The following is a 456-nucleotide window of genomic DNA, read 5'->3' on the forward strand; positions in this document are numbered from 1 at the left end:
AGGTAAGCATAGAAGGGGGCTGGCTATGAAGTTTGGGGTTAGTGAAGAGGATATACAGATCACTATCAATGGTTGATACAGGCTCAACACCCGCTGTTTAAGCATCTTCAGGAATAACGATGCTGCCTTAGGTCTTCACATAAATACACAGGTGTAGAGACAAAAAGCCCCTATGGTTAGGAGCTTTTCTTTACCTAAATGAAATATCGTTTTTAGATATTTTCATAAAATTCATGGACCTGTTTTTCAGGAGCATCCAAGTTCCGTGGGCGGTAAACCACCTCAACTTCTTCAAGATTTACTTTATCTTGAGCACGATATAAACCATATGCTATTTGCATTTTCATCCAAGAGTCAGCAGAACGCCCTAAGGCTTTTGATAGGCGTAATGCCATTTCATAAGAAAGGTCAGCTTTTTGGTTTACTAACCGGCTAACGGTTGATGTATCAACACCA

Annotated in this window: 1 protein-coding gene; it reads right to left on the minus strand. The window is 40.4% G+C overall.

The genetic code is table 11. The features are described from left to right. Positions 1-212: 212 nt before the first annotated feature. Positions 213-456: HigA family addiction module antitoxin (locus OGV85_RS00045; RefSeq protein ID WP_286552851.1), on the minus strand; the 244-nt coding region annotated here is incomplete at its 5' end.

The sequence above is a fragment of the Citrobacter sp. Cf132 genome (genome assembly GCF_030333885.1).
Taxonomy (GTDB): domain Bacteria; phylum Pseudomonadota; class Gammaproteobacteria; order Enterobacterales; family Enterobacteriaceae; genus Citrobacter; species Citrobacter freundii.